1 rRNA gene is annotated in these 275 nt (G+C 49.8%); it reads right to left on the bottom strand.

Features of this window, described 5'->3' with window-relative positions:
* Positions 1 to 193 precede the first annotated feature (193 nt).
* Positions 194 to 275 (bottom strand): 16S ribosomal RNA (locus EVJ21_RS15320); the annotation flags it as partial.

Genomic DNA, 275 nt, shown 5'->3' with positions numbered 1-275 from the left:
GCTCCTAGTGCCAAGGCATCCACCGTACGCCCTTTCTACCTTGATCTAGCGTTTCTAAGACACACGGTCCGAACGGACCATGCATATTTTTCTTGGTTTGATGTCTTGATGAATCTTCAGTTTTCAAAGAACAATCGAGGGACGAACCCTCAAAACTGAACGATGGGCAATGCCACATGGGCATTTTCCTTAGAAAGGAGGTGATCCAGCCGCACCTTCCGATACGGCTACCTTGTTACGACTTCACCCCAATCATCTGTCCCACCTTCGGCGGC

Source organism: Exiguobacterium sp. SH0S2, from assembly GCF_004337185.1.
In the GTDB taxonomy this organism is placed as follows: Bacteria; Bacillota; Bacilli; order Exiguobacteriales; family Exiguobacteriaceae; genus Exiguobacterium; species Exiguobacterium aurantiacum_A.
Note: the sequence above shows the minus strand (reverse complement) of the source record. Positions and strands in the feature narration are given on the sequence as shown.